Genomic DNA, 13,887 nt, shown 5'->3' with positions numbered 1-13,887 from the left:
AAAACGTCGCGGCGATTGTTTCACATTCCTCCTTGAACGGGTTCGCAGCGCTCTTCCTCGCCTTCGCGCTCGGCGCCCTCGCCTGGCGGTGCTTCCTTGCCTGGCGCCAGGCGCGGCACGTCGCCGCCCACCGCGACCGCGTCCCGCCCGAGTTCGCCGAGCTGATCCCGCCCGAGGCGCACCGCAAGGCCGCCGACTACACGCTGGACAAGCTGCGCTTCGGCGTCGTCGAGGCGGTCGTGATGGATGGCGTCGTGCTGCTCCTGCTCACGCTGGGCGGCGGGCTCGCGATGATCGATTCCATCGCCGCCGGCTTCTTCGGCGAAGGGGCTGCGCGCGGCCTGGCCACCGTCTTCGGCGTGCTCGCCGTGACCGCGCTGAACGCCCTGCCCTTCGACCTCTGGCGCACCTTCGTGATCGAGGAACGCCACGGCTTCAACAAGACGACGCCGGGCGTCTTCTTCATCGACCTGCTGAAAGGCGCGGTGCTCTCGGCCGCGCTGGGCGTGCCGCTGCTCCTCGCGGTGTTCTGGTTCGTGGCCGCCGCGGGCTCGTGGTGGTGGCTCTACACGTGGGCCGCGTGGATCGCGTTCACGCTGGTCCTCGCCGTCGTGTACCCGCGCTGGATCGCCCCGCTCTTCAACCGCTTCACGCCGCTCGAGGCGGGCGAGGTGCGAAGCCGCATCGAGGCGCTGCTCGCGCGTAGCGGCTTCCGCGCCGAAGGCCTCTTCGTGATGGACGGCTCGCGCCGCTCGAGCCACGGCAACGCGTACTTCACCGGCTTCGGCAAGACCAAGCGCATCGTGTTCTTCGACACGCTGCTGGAGCGCCTCACGCCCTCGGAGATCGAGGCCGTGCTCGCCCACGAGCTGGGCCATTTCGCGCGCGGCCACATCCCTCGCCTGCTGGTGGTGCGCTTTGTACTCGCGTTCGCGGTGCTGGCCCTCATGGGCTGGCTGCTCCACGAGCCCGCCTTCGCCGCCGCGCTCGGCCTGCCGCAGCGGCCGCACATCGGGGCCGCGCTCGCCGGCTTCGCGCTCGTGATCCCCGCGTTCCTGTTCCCGTTCCAGCCGCTGTCCAGCCTCTTCGCGCGCCGGCAGGAATTCGAGGCCGACGCCTTCGCCGCGGAGCACGCTTCGGCGAACGATCTCGTGGCCGCGCTCACCAAGCTCTACCGCGACAACGCCTCGACGCTCACGCCCGATCCGCTGCATTCGCTGGTGTATGATTCGCATCCCCCGGCGGCCATCCGGATCGCCAACCTCAAAGGCGTGGTGCCCTGATGAACGATCTCGCACGCAAGAAGTGCGTTCCCTGCGAGGGCGGTGTGGCTCCCCTCACGCCCGACCAAGTGAAGCCGCTGCTGAAGGGCCTCCCGGGCTGGGCGCTCGAGGGCGGCATGATCGCCAAGACGTTCACCTTCAAGAACTACTTCGAGACCATGGCGTTCGTGAACGCCGCGGCCTGGGTGTCGCATCGCGAAGACCACCATCCCGACCTCGTCGTGAAGTGGGGCGAATGCAAGGTGAGCTACGTCACGCACGCCATCGACGGCCTCTCCGAGAACGACTTCATCTGCGCGGCGAAACTGGACGCCCTGTTCGAGACGTGAGCCCATGACGACCCGGCGCGAACGGGAGCAGCAGGTCGTCGTCGAGGGCCGCGTGGTCGCGGACTTCGGCCGCGAGTTCCTCGTGGAGCTGGCCGACAAGCGCCAGCTCGTCTGCACGCGCAAGGGCAAGAAGCAGGACGCCGCGTGCGGCGACTTCGTCGAGGTGAAGCTCACCGGATCGGCCCAGGGCTCGATCCTTCGCGTCGGCACCCGCAGGAACCTCCTCTTCCGCTCCGACGAATGGCGCGAGAAGACGCTGGCCGCCAACGTCGATCAAGTCGTGATCCTCCTCGCACCGAAGCCCGCGTTCAGCGAAGCGTTCCTGAACCTGAGCCTGGTCGCGTGCGAGGCCGCGCGCATTCCGGTCGTGATCGCGCTGAACAAATCGGATCTTCCCGAGCATGCGGCATCGCTGAAGAGCCTGGCGCTCTATTCGAGCATCGGCTACACCGTGATCGCCATGTCGGCGAAGGGCGATATCTCCGCGCTGAAGCCGCTGCTCGAGGGCAAGCTCTCGCTGCTGGTCGGCCAGAGCGGCATGGGCAAGTCGAAGACGGTCAACGCGCTGGTGATGACGGACGTGGCGCGCGTCGGCGAGCTCTCGGCCTCGCTGGGCTCCGGCACGCAGACCACGACCTTCTCGCGCATGTACCGGCTCGACCGCGACACCGCCATCATCGACACGCCGGGCTTCCAGTCCTTCGGCCTCTTCCACCTGACCGAGGACCAGATCGGCGAAGCGATGCGCGAATTCCGCCCGTTCCTGGGCACGTGCAAGTTCAACGACTGCGCGCACCGCAACGAGCCCGGCTGCGCGGTCATCGCCGCGGCCACGGCCGGCAAGATCAAGGCCGAGCGGCTGTCGTTCTACCAGGTGCTGCTCGAACAGCACCGCGAGCTGCACGAAAACCATCCCGACTGGATGGACAAGTAGCACCCCAAAACCCGGGTCAGAGTAGAGTTTTCGGTCGGCCTGCTATGACCGCCGCGCGTTGGTATGTCCATCCAACCCGAGGTCCATCCACATGCCCCGAAACGCTCGCTGGTTTGAGTCGGGAACGGCCTTGCATGTCATCCAGCGAGGCAACGATCGGTCGCCGTGCTTCCGATCCGTGGAGGACTACCGAAGCTACCTGGAATGGCTCTCCTTCTATGGTCAAGCCTACGACTGCCCCCTCCATGCGTATGTGCTCATGACAAACCACGTTCACCTCCTGATGACAGCTGGCAGTCACGAAGGCCCTTCGCGGCTCATGCAGGCGCTCGGGCGCCGCTATGTTCGTCACTTCAACCAGAAGCACAGCCGCACCGGCACGCTTTGGGAAGGGCGCTTCAAGGCTCACCCCGTGCAGTCGGACCATCACCTCCTCTGCCTTTACCGCTATATCGAAACGAATCCTGTCAGGGCTGGCATGGTCGGCAACGCCGCTGCCTACCGATGGTCGAGCTTCGGGCGAAACGGGCTCGGCGCTTCCGATGCGATGCTCTCGGACCATCCGCTGTATGCGGCGTTGGCCGAGAGCAAGGACGCACGTCACGCCGCGTACCGTGCCTTGTTTCAAGAAGAGCTGGACCAGGAAACGCTCGATGCGATCCGTGCCGCCGCGCAATGTGGCCGGCCGTGGGGTTCGCCTGCATTCGTGACCGCCCTGTCCCAGTCATTGTCTCTTCCACTCGCGCGAAAGAACGGCCGGCCGAAGAAGGCGACCGACTTGGAGACGAAGGATCTTTTCGCCGCGGATCAAGTCTCCGCGAAAACTCTACTCTGACCCGGGTTTTGCCTTACCTTCCGATCGTGAGCGGAATCCTGCGCCGTCCGAACTGAGTGGCGCGCTCGAAGGCCTCGAAGTGCCCGGCGATCGCCGTGCCGCAATCCGGGCAGTGGCCGTCCGGGGTGAGCCGGTAGCCCTCGATGCGATGCCAGTCGCGCTCGATGAGCTTGGCCGAGCAGTTCGGGCAAAACGTCGTGCCGCCCTCGCGGTCGTGGACGTTGCCGGTGTACACGAACTGCAGCCCCTCCTCCATCGCGATGCGCCGCGAGCGTTCGAGCGTCGCCGCGGGCGTGGGCGGCAGGTCGGTCATCTTGAAGTCGGGATGGAAGGCCGTGAAGTGGAGCGGGACGTCGAAGCCGATCTCGCGCGCGATCCACTTCGACATCGCGCGGATCTCCTCGGGGGAGTCGTTGCGGCCCGGGATCAGCAGCGTGGTGATCTCGAACCACACCTCGGTCTCGTGCTTGAGGTAGACGAGGGTATCCAGCACCGGCGCCAGCCGGGCACCCGTGAGCTTCACGTAGAACTCGTCGGTGAAACCCTTCAGGTCCACGTTCGCCGCATCCATCTTCGCGTAGAACTCGCGCCGCGGCTCCGGGCTGATGTAGCCCGCCGTGACCGCCACCGCGAGCACGCCCACCGCGTGGCACGCATCGGCCACGTCCATCGCGTACTCGGCGAAGATCACCGGGTCGTTGTACGTGAAGGCCACGCTGCGGCAGCCCGAGCGCACGGCCGCCTGCGCAATCGCGCCCGGCGACGCCTCGTCCATGAGGCGATCCATGTCGCGCGACTTCGAGATGTCCCAGTTCTGGCAGAACTTGCACGCGAGGTTGCAGCCCGCGGTGCCGAACGAGAGGATCGCGCTGCCGGGCAGGAAATGGTTGAGGGGCTTCTTCTCCACCGGATCGATGCAGAAGCCCGACGAGCGCCCGTAGGTCGTGAGTACCATCGCATCGCCCACGCGGGCTCGAACGAAGCAAGCACCGCGCTGGCCTTCGTGCAGGCGGCACTCGCGCGGGCAGAGGTCGCACTGCACGCGGCCGTCGTCCAGCGTGCGCCACCAGCGTCCGGGATGCAGTGGGCCCTCGACGGGATCAGGAGCCCGGTCGTTCATCGCGGAACTTCTCGACGGTGTAGCGCGAGAGCTTCACGTCCGGGTGCCAGAAACGCGCGGAGAGGCCCGCCTTGCGCCGCAGCTCGGCGAGGAACACCCGCGGATCGGGCAACGACTCCCACACCTGCGGCAGGAACGTCGCGCTCGCCGCGCCGTACTCGAAATAGACGCCGTCGATGCCGGGGCGCAGCTTCGAAAGCGCATCGGCCTCGCTCGTCACGGCCACGGGCTCGCGTGCCGAGAGCAGCGACACCTCGACATCCAGTGCATCGACCTCGTCGCGCGCGACCGGCGGGAAGCGAGGGTCGCTGAACGCCGCCGCACGCGCGTTGTGCGCAACATCCAACCCCATTGGCCGGCGCGCATCGAGCGAGCCGATGCAGCCGCGCAGGTCCCCCTGCTCTCGCAGCGTCACGAACGTTGCGGCCGGCTGCAGCAGCCAGGGCTCGTGCCGCTCCGTGACGCGCGCCAGCCCGAGATGCTCGCGGATCGATTCGCGCGCGATGTCGACGAGAACCGCCCCGTCCACCGGCTCAGTCACGGACCGCCTCGTGGAAAGCGAAGGCCGCGTAGCCGACCACGCGGTCGCGGCTGCCCGCCGTGTCGCCGGAATTGCGCAGGTCCACGAGGCGCGCCGACAGGCCGCGGCGGCGGGCGATCTCGAGCAGCCCGTTGATGGGCGCCGCCCCGCACGCCTCCTCGGGATCGAGGCCGGCGTCCAGCCGCAGGATGCGATCGGTCGTGTGCCGGTCGATCGCCCGGGCTTCGTCGTACGCGTGGTAGTGCGAGAGGTCCGAGCTCACCACGACGAGCGTCTCGTCGCCGCCCCAGAGGACCTCCAGCACGCGCGCCATCTCCTCGCGCGTCGCGTCGCCCACCACCAGCGGCACGATCGAGAAGTCGTCGAGCACCGATTGCAGGAACGGCAGGTGGACTTCCAGCGAGTGCTCGAAGGCGTGGGCCCGCGGGCTCACCTCGATGAAGGGCAACGCGCGGAGCGTCGCGATGGCGGCGCTGTCGACGGGCACGCGGCCGAGCGGCGAATCGAAGGCCTCGACACCCGGCACCGCGATGCCGCGCACGTAGACGCGGTGCGCAGGCCCCGCGAGGACCACGCGCCGCACCACGCCTCGCAACGGCGCGATCCGTGCGTAGGCGCGCGCGGCGACGGCTCCCGAATACAGGTAGCCCGCGTGCGGGGCGATCAGCGCCTTGGGTGCGGGACCCGTGTCGCCCGCGGGAACCTCAGCGAGGTACGCCGCGACTTCGGTGGCGAGGTCGGTCGGATCACCGGGGTAAAACGTACCTGCGACGGCGGCACGGCGAATCGAGGACATGGCGGCCCTCCGTGGTCCACGGAGAAGGTCAGACTAGCACCCCTCAGAGGAGTTCGACGCTGCCCTCGGCGCGGCCGGCGCGCTCATGCCGCGCGACGAGCTTCACCCGCGTGCCCTTGGGCGCACGCACGGTCCATTCGACCTGGCCCCGGTCCGCGGTGACGTGGAGGTCGGGCAGGAAGGCCTGCAGCGAGACCTTGTTCGCGCGTCCCTCGAGCTGCGCGCCCTCGACGCGGGCCTTGCCCCCGACCAGCGTGGCGCCGGGCGGAAGCTCGATCTCGTAGACGACGCCGCGGCTGATCTTGCGCTCGAGCGCCCGCTTGGAGACGTAGCTCGGCAGGTAGCCGCTGTTCTGCACCGAGAAGCGCACCCGCCACGTATCCGCGCCCAGGGGCTCGGCGGTGGCCTTCAGCGTCTCCAGCTTGGGCAGCGTGAGCGCCTGCCAGATCACCCATTCCGGGAAGCGCTTCACCTCGCGCTCGATGTACTTGGCCGGCGGATTGCGGAACGTGGCGAGCTTGTTCCAGCCACCCAGCTCCACGCGACCGAGCTGCGGATGGTCGAACGGATACCAGGCGATGTAGCCCTCGCCGTTCAGCTCCTTGTCGCTCCAGGCGAGGAGCTTCAGGTCGTCCGCGGGCGGATGCTCGCGGTACCAGTCGATGAAGTGGTAGCTCTCGACACCCGCCTCCTTCACCGGCGCCCAGATCTCCACGGTCCAGAAGAACGCGCCCTGGTGCTCGTAGAGCCAGTCGAAGGCGCCGGTGATCACCTGCTTCGGGTGGTACTTGAAGTCGTGGAAGATCGAGATGTTCGGGTAGCCCGTGGTCTCGGTCGCCTTCTTGCCGAAGAGCTTGTAGAGCCACAGGTCCTCGGCGTGCATCTCGTCGTCGGACTGCCCCGAGAGGGGGCGCAGGATCACGCCGCTATGCGTGTGGAACGAGATGCCGCCGCCGATGTTCGGGTGCTTCACGATGAAGTCCACCACCGCGCGCACTTCCGGCTCGGAGGTCGGGTACGGTCCCGCGCCGAACTGCTGGTACTCCTGGCGCCAGTCGACCGGGAAGTTGCGGTTGAGGTCGAGGCCTTCCTTGTCGCGGTTCACGCGGATGTCGATGCCGTCGTAGTTCACGACCGTGCCCTCGGGCACGATGCGCCAGTACTGGCCGCCGGATTCCGCGGGATCGCGCGGCGTCATCAGGCGCGCGTCGTCCGGGTGCGCCTTGTACGCACCGTGCGGATCGGCGATGCGCATTTGCAGGATGCGCCCGTCGCCGTCCACGTCCTCGACGTTGAGGCCCTCGACCGGGTCCTCGTCGAAGGGATAGGGGCGCGTCGAGGAGCGGATGTACTTCGGCTTGTCCGCGAGCGCCCATTCGGCGCCGTCGGGGTTGATGCGCGGCACGATGTAGAGCGCGCGCGTATCGAGCAGCCGCGTCACGTCCTCGCGCTTGCCGTAGAGGTCTTCGAGCGTCTTGAGGATATAGAAGCACGCGGTGGATGCGGTGAGCTCGCCGGCGTGGATGTTGCCGTCGAGCCAGAACGCCGGCTTGTCGGCCGCGGCACCGGTCTTCGGGTTCGTGGCCGTGAGCAGCCAGATGTCTCGGCCCTCATGGCTCTTGCCGAGGCTGTCCAGCGCGAAGATCTCCGGACGCCGTGCGGCGAAGGCCTTCAGGTGCTCGGTGAGATCGGGGTAGCGGTAGAAGCGGTCGAAGCGCAGCTCAGGATGACTTGGCATCTTTCTTCTTGAGGAAGCGCGCCAACCACGGCGCAAGGAGGATCAGCACGGTGAGGCCCAGCAGCACGGCGGAGATGCCGTGCGTGACGAAGATGCTCCAGTCGCCCTGGCTGATCGAGAGCGAGCGGCGCATCTGCTCCTCGGCGAGGGGGCCGAGGATCATGCCCACGATCACCGGAGCCGCGGGGAAGCCGTACCTGCGCATGAGGAAGCCGCCGAGGCCGATCGCGTAGAGCAGGAAGACGTCGAAGGCCGACTGGCGCATGCCGTACACGCCCATCGTCGCGAAGACGAGGATGCCGGCGTAGAGCTGGGGCTTGGGGATCTCGAGCAGCTTCACCCACAGGCCCACCAGCGGCAGGTTCAGCACCAGCAGCATCACGTTGCCGACGTAGAAGCTCGCGATGAGGCCCCACACCAGCGCGGAGTTCGTCTCGAACAGCAGCGGGCCCGGCTGCAGGCCGTATTGCTGGAACGCCGAGAGCAGGATCGCGGCCGTGGCCGAGGTCGGCAGGCCCAGCGTGAGCAGCGGCACCATCGTGCCCGTCGACGAAGCGTTGTTCGCGGCCTCGGGTCCGGCCACGCCCTCGATCGCGCCCTTGCCGAATTCCTCGGGGTGCTTGCAAAGCTTCTTCTCCATCGCGTAGGAGAGGAAGGTCGGGATCTCCGCGCCGCCCGCGGGAATGGTGCCGAACGGGAAGCCGATCAGCGTGCCGCGGATCCACGGGCCGAAGGAGCGCTTCCAGTCGTCCCACTTCATCCAGATCGAGCCGGTCATCTGTTCCAGCTTCTCGTCGACGGTGCCCAGCTTCGAGGCGGCGTAGATGGTCTCGCCCACCGCGAAGAGGCCTACCGCGATCGTCACGACCTCGACGCCATCGAGCAGCTGCGGGATGTCGAACGCGAAGCGCGCCTGGCCGGTCTGGTTGTCGATGCCGATCAAGCCGATGGCGAGGCCGAGGAAGAGGCTGCAGAGGCCGCGCAGCGTCGACTCCCCGAGCACCGCGGAGACTGTCGTGAACGCGAGCACCATCAGCGCGAAGTATTCGGGCGGACCGAACTTGAGTCCCAGCTCGACCACCAGCGGCGAGAGGAACGTGAGGCCGACGGTCGCGATGGTGCCCGCGACGAACGAGCCGATGGCGGAGGTGGCGAGCGCCGGGCCGGCGCGGCCGCGCTTGGCCATCTGGTTGCCCTCCATCGCCGTCACGATGGTGGCGCTCTCGCCCGGCGTGTTGAGCAGGATCGACGTGGTCGAGCCGCCGTACATCGCGCCGTAGTAGATGCCCGCGAACATGATCAGCGCGCCGCTCGCTTCGACCTTGGTGGTGATGGGCAGCAGCAGCGCCACCGTCACGGCCGGGCCTACGCCGGGCAGCACGCCCACCGCGGTACCGAGCAGGCAGCCGATCAGGCAGAACATCAGGTTCTGGAACGTGAGTGCGACCGCGAAGCCCTGCAGCAGTTGTGCCCAGATGTCCACGCGGCTCTCCTAGGCGGGAAGGACGAACTTGAGGAGACCGGCGGGCAACGTGAGGCCCAGGCCGTAGTTGAAGATCGCGAACACGAACGCGGCGAGGGCAAAGCCGACGACGATGTTGAGGATCCAGCGCCGGCTGCCGAAGCTGCGTGCGACCAGGACATAAAGCACGGTGGAGGCGAAGACGAAGCCCACGCGCTCCACCATCAGGCCGTAGAGGATGATCCCCGCGGAAACCCACGCAAATGCGACCCAGTCCATCGGGATGTGCTTCTCGGCTTCCTCGTCCACGCCGCGGAAGCCGCCGGTGAGCACTTCACGCAGCAGCGCGATGCCGAGGAGGATGAGCCCGACGCCGACGAACTTCGGCACGACGCCGGGACCCACTTGCGCGTAGCCCGCGCCGGCGGGCAGGTAGAACGCCCCGGAGAGGATCGCCACGCCGATCGACAGGATGCCGACCGACAGTGCGAATTGGCCGCCGGGCCCTTTCATGGCGCTACTTCTTGCCCAACCCGAGCGCGGCGAGGATGTCGGCGATGCGCTTGTTCTCTTCGTCGATGTACTTGCCGAAGGCGTCGCCGGAAAGATAGAAATCCTCCCAGTCGTTCTTCTTGAGCGATTCCTTCCAGGCGGGGGACTTCACGCCCTTCTCCACCGCGGCGATCAGCTCGTCGCGCTGCGGCTTCGTGATGCCGGGGGCACCCCAGATGCCGCGCCAGTTGGCCAGCTCGACATCCACGCCCTGCTCCTTGAGCGACGGGATGCCCTCGATCGCCTTGGGCGACGAGACGGCGAGCGCGCGCATCTTGCCGGACTTGATGTGCTGGGCGAACTCGGAGAGGCCCGAGACGCCGGCGGTGACGTGCCCGCCGATGATGGCGGAGACGGCTTCCCCGCCGCCCTTGAACGGGACGTAGTTCACCTTGGTGGGATCGGCGCCGATCGCCTTGGCGATGAGGCCCGCGAGGATGTGGTCGGTGCCGCCGGCGCTGCCGCCGCCCCAGGACACGCTGCCCGGGTTGGCCTTGAACTTGTCGAGCAGCTCTTTCAGGGTCTTCGGGCCGTTGGCGGGCACGACGATCACTTCCCATTCCGACGTGAGGCGCGCGAGCGGCGTCACCTGGTTCAGCTGCACGGCGGACTTGTTCGTGATGAGGCCGCCCACCATGACCAGGCCGCCCATCATCGCGGCGTTCGGATCGCCCTTCGAGGCGGTCACGAACTGCGCGATGCCGATGGCGCCCGCGGCGCCACCTTTATTGTCGAACTGGACGTTCTTCACGGCCCCGGAGGACTGCATCGCCTTGGCGATCTCGCGGCCGGTCGTGTCCCAGCCACCACCCGGGTTGGCGGGAATCATCATCTTCAGGGAATCGACAGCGAGGGCCGGGAAGGAAAGGGCGACCGCGGCAGCGGCGATCGCGATGCGGGCGCGAGTAATGGCGTGCATGGAATGAATCTCCTCAGGGTGTGATCTTGGCCGCCGGCGATGCGACGGGTTTTGACCGAGTGTACCGGAACGGATGCGGCGCGGTGGACGCCCGCTTTGGCTATCCGACGCCGTGAATCGCGGCCGCCAGCAGGAAGACCACGAGCCAGAGAACGAGCGCGCGCCAGAGCAGGCCTTCGAGGCTCGCCAGCGTCTCTTCGCGGGCCACGTCGCCCGTGCCGAGCGGGGGGCGGTCGACGAGCGTGCCCGCCACGGGCACCGGATCGCCCAGGCGCACGCCGAGCGCTCCGGCGCCGGAAGCGAGCACCAGGCCCTCGTCCGGGCGGATCCATTGCGCGGCCTGCGAACGCGCGCAGACCAGCGCGTCCTCGAAGTTGCCGACGACGGCGAATGCGAACGCGGTGAGGCGCTGCGGGATCCAGTCGATCACGAAGAACGTGCGCGCGGCGAACCAGCCGAAGTCCTGGCTGCCGGGCTCGATACCCTGCTCCCAGGACCGGGCCGCGCGATGCGCGAGGGGATAGAGCACGAGCCCCAGCGGCCCCGGCAGCACGAGGAACCAGAAGAGCGGCCCGAAGGTGCCGTGGTGCGCATCGCGCAGGGCCTGCTCCGAAGCCAGGCGGGCGACCGCCGATGCGTCGTCGGCCTCGATGGGAACGCCCTGCCACTCCGACAGCAGGTTCGCCGCCGCGGCGGTCTCGCCCGCGCGAAGCTTCGATTCGATCGCGGCGAGGCTTCGCGTCGTGGCGAGGAAGCGCAACGTCCCGTAGAGCATCACGGTGTCGAGGATCCAGAGCACGAAGGGATGCACCGCCGCGAGGGCCGCGCTCACCAGCGCCAGCGGCACCAGCACCACGGCCAGGAGCGCGATGCCCGCGAGGATCCCCGAGTTGCGGTCGCCCGCGTCGAGGCGCTTGGCGGTCGAGACGCAGAGGCGCCCGTAGAACGCGAGCAGGGGATTGCGGCCCGCGATGGGATAGGCATATTGCGCGAGAAGCGCGATCAGGAGGGCTAAGAGGCTCACGTCGCCTGATTATAATGGCGGGTCGGCCGCGCACCGGGCCCCCCGGCCCCGCGCGACCCTTAGCCGGCTTCCAGAACGAAACCGAGGAGAGAAGACTCATGATGAAACGACTGCTGGCCGGCCTCGCGACGGCCTCGCTCGCCTTCGCCGCCGTGGCGCAGGACTACCCCAACCGCGCGATCACCATCACCGTGCCCTTCGCGGCCGGAGGTCCCACCGACACGGTGACACGCCTTGTCGGACAGTCGATGTCGAAGACGCTGGGACAGCCGATCATCGTGGAGAACGTCGGCGGCGCCGGCGGCACCATCGGCGTGGAGAAGGTCGCGCGCGGCAAGCCCGACGGCTACACGCTGCTGCTGATGCACATCGGCATCTCGACCAGCCCCTCGCTCTACCGGGCGCTGCGCTACGACCCGGTGAAGGACCTCGAGCCGATCGGCCTCGTGACCGACGTGCCGATGACCTTCGTCGCGAAGAAGGACTTCCCGCCGAAGGACATGAAGGAGCTCATCGCCTACGTGAAGGCCAACAAGGACAAGGTCACCTACGCCAACGCCGGCGTGGGCGCGGCCTCGCACCTGTGCGGCATGCTCTTCATGAGCGCGGTCGGCGTGGAGCTCACCACGGTTCCCTACAAAGGCACCGGCCCCGCGATGACCGACCTCATGGGCGGCCAGGTCGACTTCATGTGCGACCAGACGACCAACACCACGCCGCAGATCAAGGGCGGCAAGGTGAAGGCCTACGCGGTCACCACCAAGACGCGCGTCGCCTCGCTGCCGGACCTGCCGACGATGCAGGAGTCGGGGCTCGCCGGCTTCGAGGTCGGCATCTGGCACGGCATCTGGGCGCCGAAGGGCACGCCGAAGCCGATCATCGACAAGCTGGTCGCCGCGCTCCAGACCGCGCTCAAGGATCCCAACGTCATCGCGAAGTTCGCCGAGCTGGGCACCGAGCCGGTCTCGCAGCCGCGCGCCACGCCGGGCGCGCTCGACGCGCATCTCAAGTCCGAGATCGCGAAGTGGGCGCCGATCATCAAGAAAGCCGGCATCTACGCCGACTGAGCTGCGGATTCACCCTTGAAAATGCCCGCCTCGCGCGGGCATTTTCATTTCCGCTGCGCGAAGGCGAGCCCCGCGAGCGCAACGCCCGAGGCCGAGGCGATGGCGGCCATCGCGCCGAAGAACGCGGCCGGGCTCATCTGGCTCCACCACGTGCCCACGTAGCCGCCGAGGAAGTTGCCGGCGAAGGCCGCGAGGAACCAGGCGGCGATCGCCGTCGCCGTGAAGCGGCTCGGGCTCAGCGTTGCGAAGAGGCTCAAGCCGATGGGCAGGATGTAGATCTCGGCGAGCGTATAGAGCAAGAAGAACGCCACGACGATGCCCCAGTGCACGAGGCTGCCGCCGGCCATCGCGATGAGGCCGCAGAGCAGCGCGTAGGAAAGCGCCACGCCGAACGCACCGAGGGCCATGCGCCGCAGGGCTTTCGGTCGGTAGCCGTGCAGTGACTTGTCCCGGCTCCACCAGGCGACGATGAGCGGCGTGAGCGTGAACACGAAGAGCGGATTGAGCGACTGGAACCAGGTCGCCGGAATCGTGAAGCTTCCGGCCACGCGATCGACGCCCTGGTCGATCCACAGTGCGAGCGCATTGCCCGACTGCTCGTACGCGCTGCGAAAGACGATCACTGCGAGGCCGACCAGGAGCAGCATCCGCCACGGAAAGGGATCGTCGCTCGCTTGCGGCGACGAAGCCGCGGGGGCCTCGGCGCTGTCGTTGCGCGGCAGGTAGCGGCTGCCCGCAAGGTAGATCGCGAGCCCCACGCACATCCCGATCCCCGCGGCCCCGAAGCCGTAGTGCCAGCCGTAGACCTCCCCGAGCGTTCCGCAGACGAGAGGCGCGAAGAAAGCGCCGAGGTTCACCCCGAGGTAGTAGATGCTGTACGCGGATTGGCGGCGCGGATCGTCGCGCTCGTAGAGCTGCCCGATCTGGCTGGGCAGGTTGGGCAGGAAGAGGCCGTTGCCGACCGCGATGGTGGCCATCGCGACGTAGAGCAGCGGCTCGAAGGCCATGAGGAAATGGCCGACCGCCATCGTGAGGCTGCCGATGATGATCGCGCGGCGCTTGCCGAGCCAACGGTCCGAGATGTACGCGCCCACGATGGGCGTGAGGAAGACGACCGCCGCGTACGTCCCGTACACCATCGACGCGAAGCCCTGCTCGAAGTGCAGGTGCTTCACCATGTAGTACACCAGCAGCGCCCTCATCCCGAAGAACGAGAACTTCTCCCACATCTCCGTGAGGAAGAGGACCGTGAGGCCGCGCGGCTGGCCGAACCAGGTCTGCATCGCG

General features: G+C 67.8%; 14 protein-coding genes. 5 read left to right on the top strand and 9 right to left on the bottom strand.

The window, feature by feature from the left end:
• Window positions 1–32: 32 nt before the first annotated feature.
• The 4 genes from DSM104443_RS07265 (at window position 33) to DSM104443_RS07250 (ending at window position 3,381) form a co-directional block, all read left to right on the top strand.
• Window positions 33–1,283 carry a M48 family metallopeptidase gene (locus tag DSM104443_RS07265; protein ID WP_171090843.1) on the top strand — a complete coding sequence of 417 codons (1,251 nt, stop codon included), beginning with the start codon at window positions 33–35 and terminating at the stop codon, window positions 1,281–1,283.
• On the top strand, window positions 1,283–1,612 hold the full coding sequence (locus DSM104443_RS07260; protein WP_171090841.1) for a 4a-hydroxytetrahydrobiopterin dehydratase: 330 nt from the start codon (window positions 1,283–1,285) through the stop codon (window positions 1,610–1,612). The genes DSM104443_RS07265 and DSM104443_RS07260 overlap by 1 nt, the downstream gene beginning before the upstream one ends.
• Window positions 1,613–1,616: 4 nt before the next feature.
• On the top strand, window positions 1,617–2,546 hold the full coding sequence (rsgA, locus tag DSM104443_RS07255) for a ribosome small subunit-dependent GTPase A (protein WP_171090838.1): 930 nt from the start codon (window positions 1,617–1,619) through the stop codon (window positions 2,544–2,546).
• A 130-nt stretch (window positions 2,547–2,676) separates the two neighbouring features.
• Entirely contained in the window at window positions 2,677–3,381 is a 705-nt protein-coding gene (locus tag DSM104443_RS07250) for a transposase (RefSeq protein WP_171090836.1), read from the top strand.
• A gap of 13 nt (window positions 3,382–3,394) precedes the next feature.
• Here the strand turns inward: DSM104443_RS07250 and amrS are convergent, their stop codons facing one another.
• From amrS to ampE, 8 genes are all read right to left on the bottom strand, one after another.
• A complete protein-coding gene (gene amrS / locus DSM104443_RS07245; RefSeq protein ID WP_171090834.1) occupies window positions 3,395–4,501 on the bottom strand; it encodes an AmmeMemoRadiSam system radical SAM enzyme in 1,107 nt (368 codons plus the stop codon).
• On the bottom strand, window positions 4,482–5,042 hold the full coding sequence (amrA, locus tag DSM104443_RS07240) for an AmmeMemoRadiSam system protein A (RefSeq protein WP_171090832.1): 561 nt from the start codon (window positions 5,040–5,042) through the stop codon (window positions 4,482–4,484). The genes amrS and amrA overlap by 20 nt, the downstream gene beginning before the upstream one ends.
• Window positions 5,035–5,838: an AmmeMemoRadiSam system protein B gene (gene amrB / locus DSM104443_RS07235; protein WP_171090830.1), complete on the bottom strand. Its 804-nt coding sequence runs from the start codon at window positions 5,836–5,838 to the stop codon at window positions 5,035–5,037. Before amrB ends, amrA begins: the two co-directional genes overlap by 8 nt.
• 43 nt (window positions 5,839–5,881) lie before the next feature.
• Window positions 5,882–7,576, bottom strand: a complete 1,695-nt coding sequence (locus DSM104443_RS07230; RefSeq protein WP_171090828.1) for a M14 family metallopeptidase — start codon at window positions 7,574–7,576, stop codon at window positions 5,882–5,884.
• Entirely contained in the window at window positions 7,560–9,059 is a 1,500-nt protein-coding gene (locus DSM104443_RS07225; RefSeq protein ID WP_171090826.1) for a tripartite tricarboxylate transporter permease, read from the bottom strand. Before DSM104443_RS07225 ends, DSM104443_RS07230 begins: the two co-directional genes overlap by 17 nt.
• A 9-nt stretch (window positions 9,060–9,068) precedes the next feature.
• Window positions 9,069–9,551 carry a tripartite tricarboxylate transporter TctB family protein gene (locus DSM104443_RS07220; RefSeq protein WP_171090824.1) on the bottom strand — a complete coding sequence of 161 codons (483 nt, stop codon included), beginning with the start codon at window positions 9,549–9,551 and terminating at the stop codon, window positions 9,069–9,071.
• A 4-nt stretch (window positions 9,552–9,555) separates the two neighbouring features.
• Window positions 9,556–10,509, bottom strand: coding sequence for a Bug family tripartite tricarboxylate transporter substrate binding protein (locus DSM104443_RS07215; protein WP_171090822.1), 954 nt, complete (start codon window positions 10,507–10,509; stop codon window positions 9,556–9,558).
• Window positions 10,510–10,609: 100 nt separating this feature from the next.
• Window positions 10,610–11,533, bottom strand: coding sequence for a regulatory signaling modulator protein AmpE (gene ampE, locus DSM104443_RS07210; RefSeq protein WP_171090820.1), 924 nt, complete (start codon window positions 11,531–11,533; stop codon window positions 10,610–10,612).
• 98 nt (window positions 11,534–11,631) lie between these two features.
• Between ampE and DSM104443_RS07205 the strand changes: the two genes are divergently transcribed.
• Window positions 11,632–12,600 carry a tripartite tricarboxylate transporter substrate binding protein BugD gene (locus tag DSM104443_RS07205; RefSeq protein WP_171090817.1) on the top strand — a complete coding sequence of 323 codons (969 nt, stop codon included), beginning with the start codon at window positions 11,632–11,634 and terminating at the stop codon, window positions 12,598–12,600.
• A 44-nt stretch (window positions 12,601–12,644) separates the two neighbouring features.
• On the opposite strand, the gene DSM104443_RS07200 is transcribed toward DSM104443_RS07205, so the two are convergent.
• Complete coding sequence (locus DSM104443_RS07200) at window positions 12,645–13,883, bottom strand: peptide MFS transporter (RefSeq protein ID WP_171090815.1); 1,239 nt, start codon at window positions 13,881–13,883, stop codon at window positions 12,645–12,647.
• Between the last annotated feature and the right edge of the window lie 4 nt (window positions 13,884–13,887).

Source organism: Usitatibacter rugosus (genome assembly GCF_013003965.1).
GTDB classification, from domain to species: Bacteria; Pseudomonadota; Gammaproteobacteria; order Burkholderiales; family Usitatibacteraceae; genus Usitatibacter; species Usitatibacter rugosus.
Note: the sequence above shows the minus strand (reverse complement) of the source record. Positions and strands in the feature narration are given on the sequence as shown.

What these genes read in the sequence shown, in the direction of transcription:
- DSM104443_RS07230 (WP_171090828.1), bottom strand. Translation starts at nt 7,576, where the DNA reads ATGCCAAGTCATCCTGAGCTGCGCTTCGACCGCTTCTACCGCTACCCC.
- DSM104443_RS07205 (WP_171090817.1), top strand. Translation starts at nt 11,632, where the DNA reads ATGATGAAACGACTGCTGGCCGGCCTCGCGACGGCCTCGCTCGCCTTC.
- DSM104443_RS07215 (WP_171090822.1), bottom strand. Translation starts at nt 10,509, where the DNA reads ATGCACGCCATTACTCGCGCCCGCATCGCGATCGCCGCTGCCGCGGTC.
- amrS (WP_171090834.1), bottom strand. Translation starts at nt 4,501, where the DNA reads ATGAACGACCGGGCTCCTGATCCCGTCGAGGGCCCACTGCATCCCGGA.
- DSM104443_RS07220 (WP_171090824.1), bottom strand. Translation starts at nt 9,551, where the DNA reads ATGAAAGGGCCCGGCGGCCAATTCGCACTGTCGGTCGGCATCCTGTCG.
- DSM104443_RS07260 (WP_171090841.1), top strand. Translation starts at nt 1,283, where the DNA reads ATGAACGATCTCGCACGCAAGAAGTGCGTTCCCTGCGAGGGCGGTGTG.
- DSM104443_RS07200 (WP_171090815.1), bottom strand. Translation starts at nt 13,883, where the DNA reads ATGCAGACCTGGTTCGGCCAGCCGCGCGGCCTCACGGTCCTCTTCCTC.
- rsgA (WP_171090838.1), top strand. Translation starts at nt 1,617, where the DNA reads ATGACGACCCGGCGCGAACGGGAGCAGCAGGTCGTCGTCGAGGGCCGC.
- amrB (WP_171090830.1), bottom strand. Translation starts at nt 5,838, where the DNA reads ATGTCCTCGATTCGCCGTGCCGCCGTCGCAGGTACGTTTTACCCCGGT.